The following is a 6,374-nucleotide window of genomic DNA, read 5'->3' as shown; positions in this document are numbered from 1 at the left end:
GCTCCTGCCCGGTCTGGACGCGCCCGTCCACGCGCCGCCTCCGCCGCCGCCGGGCGGCGACCCGGCCGCCGACGATCTGGGCGGCTGACCGCTTGCGAAGTAAGGGTTGCCTAATTTAGGTTAGGCGAACCTAAAAGCAAGGAGATCTCAGTGAAGCGCGTTCTGGTCGCCGTGTCCGTATCCGTCCTGGCCGCGGCCGGAGTCTCGGCGCCCGCCGCCGCCGAGACCGAGTACGGCAAGAAGCCGAAGCTGACCGTCTCGACCGACGTCATCGCGCCCAAGGGCGGCACCAAGGTGACCGTCAAGGGCTCCGGCTACGCCGCGAACAAGGGCGTCTACGTCGCGCTCTGCAAGGACAACGGCAAGGGTGTCAAGCCCGGCCCCTGCTACGGCGGCGACCGCGGCGGCGCGGCTCAGGCCTGGGTCAGCGGGCTGGCCCTCGCCCAGGGCATGGGCGCGACCAAGCTCGGCAAGGGCGGCACCTTCACCGCCACCCTGACGCTCGGCGCGGCCGCGGGCGACCTGGACTGCACCAAGGTCAGGTGCGTCATCGCGACCCGCAACGACCACTTCGCGACCGCCGACCGCTCCCAGGACGTCCTGATCCCCGCCCGCGTCGGCAAGCTGACGGCCGCCAAGCTGACGGTGAAGCGCGCCAAGAAGACCCTCACCGCCACCCTCGCCCTCACCCTGGACGGCAAGAAGGCGTCCTGGCCGGGGCAGAAGGTCTATCTGGAGCGCAAGGCCGGCAAGAAGTGGGTCCGGGTCGGCTCGGCGCTCACCTCGGGCAAGGGCGTCGTCAAGCTGAAGCTCGCGAAGAAGGGCACTTACCGGACCGTCTTCACCGGCGGGAGGAAGGCCGTCTCCGCCTCGGTCAAGTACTGACCGTGCGACGCGCGGTGGGCGCGGTGTTCGGCCGCGCCCACCCGCCGTCCCGCGATGATGGCCCCATGGACGTGACGCGTAGGACCGTGATCGGGCTGGTGGGGGTCGGCGGGCTGGCCGCCTGCGGCGGAGCGAAGGACGATGGCGGGCCGCCGAGCATCACCGGCCAGACCCTGGTGCTGGCCGAGGACCTGCCTGTCGGGACGGCGATGCTGAACCGCGAGCTGAAGGTGATCGTCAGCCAGCCGTCGGCGGGGGTGTTCAAGGCGTTCAGCGCCGTCTGCACCCATCAGGGCTGCACGGTGACGGCGCCCGCGGACGGCGTGGCCGCCTGCCCCTGCCACGGCAGCGAGTTCAAGACCGCCGACGGTTCCGTGGTGAAGGGGCCCGCCACCAAGGCGCTCCCGGAGTACCCGGTGAAACTCCAGGGCGGCGCCGTCGTCGGCGCCTGAACCAGAACATGATCGCGGCCGTATCCCTCCGTGTAGCTGCACGCGACCACGGAGGGATGTACCGGTATGGGCGAAGAGGGCAAGAGCGACGGTTCGCGGCGGGAGCTGCTGGTCGGGATCGGGCTGATCGGGGTCGCCGCGACCGCGTGCGGCGGTGAGGATCCGCCCGCCCTGACCGCGCCCGAGGAACCGGCGGGGCCCGCGAAGAAGAAGCAGGCGGGCGGCGGCCGGGTGCTCGGCAAGGCCGCCGACGTGCCGGTCGGCGGCGGAGTCGTCTTCGGCGGCCAGAAGATCGTGGTCACCCAGCCGACGAAGGGCGAGTTCGTCGCGTTCAGCGCCGTCTGCACCCATCAGGGCTGCACGGTCGCCGAGGTCGAGGACGGCACCATCAACTGTCCCTGCCACGGCAGCAAGTTCGCCGTCGCCGACGGTTCCGTGGTCAACGGGCCCGCGGCCAAGGCGCTCCCGGCCCGGAAGATCAAGTTGGTGGGCGGCGAGATCACGATCCCCACGTGACTGTCGTACCGGGCCGTTAGGCTTGGTACGTGGCAGATCCGGCGACCTACCGACCGGCCCCCGGCTCCATTCCCGAGTCGCCGGGGGTCTACAAGTTCCGCGACGAGCACGGGCGGGTCATCTACGTCGGGAAGGCGAAGGCGCTCCGGCAGCGGCTGAACTCCTACTTCGCCGACTTCGCGACCCTGCACCCGCGCACCCAGACGATGGTCACCACGGCCTGCTCGGTCGAGTGGACCGTGGTCGGCACGGAGGTCGAGGCGCTCCAGCTCGAATACTCCTGGATCAAGGAGTTCGATCCGCGGTTCAACGTCCGCTACCGGGACGACAAGTCCTATCCGTACCTGGCCGTCACCCTGAACGAGGACTACCCGAGGGTGATGGTGATGCGCGGGGCCAAGCGCAAGGGGGTGCGGTACTTCGGGCCGTACTCGCACGCCTGGGCGATCCGCGAGACCGTCGATCTGCTGCTGCGGGTCTTCCCGGTCCGCACCTGCAGCGCCGGGGTGTTCAAACGGCACGGCCAGATCGGCCGTCCCTGCCTGCTGGGGTACATCGGCAAGTGCTCCGCGCCGTGCGTCGGCCGGGTCGACGAGGCCGAGCACTACGCGCTCGCCGAGGACTTCTGCGACTTCATGGCCGGCACCACGACCAGGTTCATCAGACGGCTCGAAGACGAGATGCACACCGCCGCCGAGCTGGAGGAGTTCGAGACGGCCGCGCGCCGTCGCGACGACATCCGCGCCCTGGAGCGGGCGCTGGAGAAGCAGGCCGTCGTGCTCGGCGACTCCACCGACTGCGACGTGATCGCCCTCGCCCGCGACCAGCTCGAGGCCGCCGTCCAGGTGTTCTATGTGCGGGGCGGCCGGATCCGCGGCCAGCGCGGCTGGGTCGTCGACCTGGTCGAGGACCCGCCCATCGGCCAGCTCGTCGAGGACTTCCTGCTCCAGGCCTACGGCGAGTCCGACTCCATCCCCCGCGAGGTGCTGGTCCCCGAGCTGCCGCCGGACAACGACGCGCTCCAGGAGCTGCTCGGCGAGATGCGCGGCGGCACCCAGGTGAAGATCCGGGTCCCGCAGCGCGGCGACAAGAAGGACCTCCTCGCGACGGTCGCGCGCAACGCCCACGAGGCGCTCAAGCAGCACAAGACCAAGCGCGCCGGCGATCTGACGGCCCGCAGCAAGGCCCTCCAGGAGATCCAGGACGCGCTCGGCCTCGACCAGGCGCCGCTGCGCATCGAGTGCTTCGACGTCTCCAACCTGCAGGGCACCCATGTGGTCGCCTCGATGGTCGTGTTCGAGGACGGCCTGGCCCGCAAGGGCGAGTACCGCCGCTTCAACATCAAGACCATCGAGGGCCAGGACGACGTCCGCTCGATCCACGAGGTCGTCACCCGCCGGTTCAAGCGCTACCTGTCCGAATCGCAGAAGGCCGCCGATCTGTCGCCCGAGGGCATCGCCACGGAGAACGCCGGCAGCGTCCTGTCGTCCTACGGTTTCGGCGACAGCGAGGTCGAGGACGGCGCCCACCAGCCGCTCGACCCCGAGACGGGCCGGCCGCGCAAGTTCGCCTACCCGCCGAACCTGCTGGTCATCGACGGCGGCCCGCCGCAGGTCGCGGCGGCGCAGCGCGCGCTCGACGAGCTCGGCATCGACGACATCGCCGTCTGCGGGCTGGCCAAGCGGCTGGAGGAGGTGTGGCTCCCCGAGGACGAGGATCCGGTGATCCTGCCGCGCACCAGCGAGGGCCTGTACCTGCTGCAGCGCGTCCGGGACGAGGCCCACCGGTTTGCGATCACTTTTCACCGGGCCAAGCGATCCGCCGCGATGACGGTCAGCGAACTCGATAGCGTTCCTGGCCTGGGGCCTGCTCGCAGGACGGCGCTGCTCAAGCATTTCGGGTCGGTTCAGCGCCTCAAGGAGGCCACGCCCGAAGAGATCGCCGAGGTGCCCGGAATCGGACTCCGCACCGCGCAGACCATTCTCGCAAGCCTACGGGGGGAGAGCACATGACGCCTGGACAGTACATACCGGACATCGTCATCGTCACCGGGATGTCAGGGGCGGGCCGGTCCACGGCCGCGAAGGCCCTGGAGGACCTGGACTGGTTCGTCGTCGACAACCTGCCGCCCGGCCTGCTGGCGACCATGGCCGATCTGGGCGGCCGCGTCCAGGACGCGGTGCCGCGGATCGCGGTCGTCGTCGACGTCCGCAGCCGCGGCTTCACCTCCGACCTGCAGACCTCGATCGAGGAGCTGGAGTCGCGGGGCGTCCGGCCGCGCGTCCTCTACCTGGAGGCCAGCGACGACGTCCTGGTCCGCCGGTTCGAGAACGTCCGCAGGCCGCATCCGCTGCAGGGCGACAACCGGGTCGTCGACGGCATCGCCCGCGAACGCGCCCTCCTGCTGGAGGCGCGCGCCGAGGCCGACCTGGTCATCGACACCTCCAACCTCAACGTGCACGAGCTGCGGGCGAAGGTCGTCGGGTTCTTCGGCGACACCAACGGCGAGTCCAGCCTGCGCGCCACCGTCGTGTCGTTCGGCTACAAGTACGGGCTGCCGGTCGACGCCGACCTCGTCGTCGACTGCCGGTTCCTGCCGAACCCGCACTGGGTGCCGGAGCTGCGCCCGCAGAACGGCCGCGACGCCTCCGTCCGCGACTACGTGCTCAGCCAGCGCGGCGCCAAGGAGTTCCTCGACGCCTACACCGAGGTGCTGCGGCTGCTGACGGCCGGCTACGAACGCGAAGGCAAGCATTACGTCACCTTGGCGGTGGGCTGCACGGGTGGTAAGCACCGGAGTGTGGCCATGGCGGAACAACTGGGTCAGCGGCTGCGCGATGAGGGCATCGACGTCCAGGTCGCCCACCGTGATCTAGGCCGGGAGTAAGGCAGACCTTGAACAATCCCCATGTGGTCGCTCTGGGGGGCGGCCACGGACTCTACGCTTCGCTGTCGGCGCTGCGCAGGGTCACCCGAGAACTCACCGCCGTGGTCACCGTCGCCGACGACGGCGGCTCCAGCGGACGGCTCCGCCGCGAGCTCGGCGTCCTCCCGCCGGGCGATCTGCGGATGGCGCTGGCCGCGCTCTGCGGCGACGACGACTGGGGCCGCACCTGGGCCGAGGTCGTCCAGCACCGGTTCCGATCCGAGGGCGATCTGCACGAGCACGCCGTCGGCAACCTGCTGATCGTCGCGCTCTGGGAGCTGCTCGGCGACGCCGTCGCCGGGCTCGAATGGGTGGGGCGGCTGCTCGGCGCGCAGGGCCGGGTGCTGCCGATGTCGACGGTGCCGCTGGACATCGTGGCGGACGTGCAGGGCGTCGATCCGGCGCGTCCGCTGGACGTCACCCGGGTCAGGGGGCAAGTCGCGTGCGCGATGACCCCGGGCAAGGTGCTGGGTGTCTCGCTGGTGCCGGAGAACGCGCCCGCCTCGCCGCAGGCCGTCGAGGCGATCCTGTCCGCCGACTACGTGCTGATGGGTCCCGGCTCCTGGTTCACCAGCGTCCTGCCGCATCTGAAGATCCCCGAACTGCATCGTGCCCTGATCGAGACCAAGGCCACCAGGATCGTCGCGCTGAACCTGGCGCCGCAGCCGGGGGAGACCGACGACTTCTCCCAGCAGGCCCATCTGGAGGTGCTCCAGGCACACGCCCCTGACCTGCGGATCGACGTGGTCCTCGCCGATTCGGGCGTGGTCGAGGACGCCGACGCCCTCGACCAGGCCGTCAAATCCCTGGGCGGAAGGCTCGAGCTCGCCGCGGTCGCCGCCCCCGACGGCTCACCCCGTCACGATCCGGCGTTGCTCGCCCAAGCTTTCGTACAGATCTTCGCTACTGGCCGCTGATCGTGCGGGGATCAGAGAAACTGGTCCAATTGGTGAACGCGCGGGGTCAGCCGCGCGCTGGCGGGGGAAGAAGAGGTTGCCCATGGCGATGACCGGCGTGGTGAAGGACGAGCTCAGCCGGCTGCCCATCATGAAGCCCTGCTGCCGCAAGGCGGAGGTGTCGACGATCCTGCGCTTCGCGGGCGGTCTGCACCTGGTCAGTGGCAGGATCGTGATCGAGGCGGAGCTCGACACCGGGGCCGCGGCGCGTCGGCTGCGCAAGGACATAGCGGAGGTCTTCGGACACACCTCCGATGTGATCGTGCTCGCGCCCAGCGGGCTGCGCAAGGGCAACCGTTACGTGGTGCGCGTGATCCGCGACGGTGAGTCGCTGGCGCGTCAGACGGGCCTCATCGACAACAACGGACGGCCGGTGCGCGGGCTGCCCCGGCATGTGGTCGCGGGCGCGGCGTGCGACGCCGAGTCGGCATGGCGCGGGGCGTTCCTGGCCCACGGATCGCTGACCGAACCCGGCCGCTCCATGTCGCTCGAGGTCACCTGCCCGGGACCGGAGGCGGCGCTCGCGCTCGTCGGCGCGGCCCGCAGGCTCAAGATCCACGCCAAGGCGCGCGAGGTGCGCGGGGTGGACCGGGTCGTGGTCAGGGACGGCGACGCGATCTCCGCGCTGCTCACCCGGCT

At 70.5% G+C, this 6,374-nt stretch carries 7 protein-coding genes; all 7 read left to right on the top strand.

The genetic code is table 11. The features are described from left to right. Positions 1 to 150: 150 nt before the first annotated feature. Positions 151 to 885 carry a neocarzinostatin apoprotein domain-containing protein gene (locus ACYVE7_RS27005; RefSeq protein WP_460368424.1) on the top strand — a complete coding sequence of 245 codons (735 nt, stop codon included), beginning with the start codon at positions 151 to 153 and terminating at the stop codon, positions 883 to 885. A 65-nt stretch (positions 886 to 950) separates the two neighbouring features. Continuing rightward, on the top strand, positions 951 to 1,337 hold the full coding sequence (locus tag ACYVE7_RS27000; protein WP_460368422.1) for a Rieske (2Fe-2S) protein: 387 nt from the start codon (positions 951 to 953) through the stop codon (positions 1,335 to 1,337). A gap of 66 nt (positions 1,338 to 1,403) precedes the next feature. Next, positions 1,404 to 1,853 carry a Rieske (2Fe-2S) protein gene (locus ACYVE7_RS26995; RefSeq protein ID WP_460368421.1) on the top strand — a complete coding sequence of 150 codons (450 nt, stop codon included), beginning with the start codon at positions 1,404 to 1,406 and terminating at the stop codon, positions 1,851 to 1,853. A 29-nt stretch (positions 1,854 to 1,882) separates the two neighbouring features. Continuing rightward, positions 1,883 to 3,865 carry an excinuclease ABC subunit UvrC gene (gene uvrC, locus ACYVE7_RS26990; protein WP_460368419.1) on the top strand — a complete coding sequence of 661 codons (1,983 nt, stop codon included), beginning with the start codon at positions 1,883 to 1,885 and terminating at the stop codon, positions 3,863 to 3,865. Continuing rightward, positions 3,862 to 4,740 (top strand): RNase adapter RapZ, encoded by an 879-nt coding sequence (gene rapZ / locus ACYVE7_RS26985; protein WP_460368417.1) that lies wholly within the window; start codon positions 3,862 to 3,864, stop codon positions 4,738 to 4,740. The genes uvrC and rapZ overlap by 4 nt, the downstream gene beginning before the upstream one ends. A gap of 23 nt (positions 4,741 to 4,763) precedes the next feature. Continuing rightward, on the top strand, positions 4,764 to 5,696 hold the full coding sequence (locus ACYVE7_RS26980) for a gluconeogenesis factor YvcK family protein (RefSeq protein WP_460368415.1): 933 nt from the start codon (positions 4,764 to 4,766) through the stop codon (positions 5,694 to 5,696). Positions 5,697 to 5,778: 82 nt separating this feature from the next. Beyond that, positions 5,779 to 6,374: DNA-binding protein WhiA (gene whiA / locus ACYVE7_RS26975; protein WP_460368414.1), on the top strand; the 596-nt coding region annotated here is incomplete at its 3' end.

Source organism: Actinocorallia lasiicapitis, from assembly GCF_054778695.1.
The sequence above is the reverse complement of the archived record's forward strand: the minus strand, read 5'-3'. Positions and strand labels throughout refer to the sequence as shown.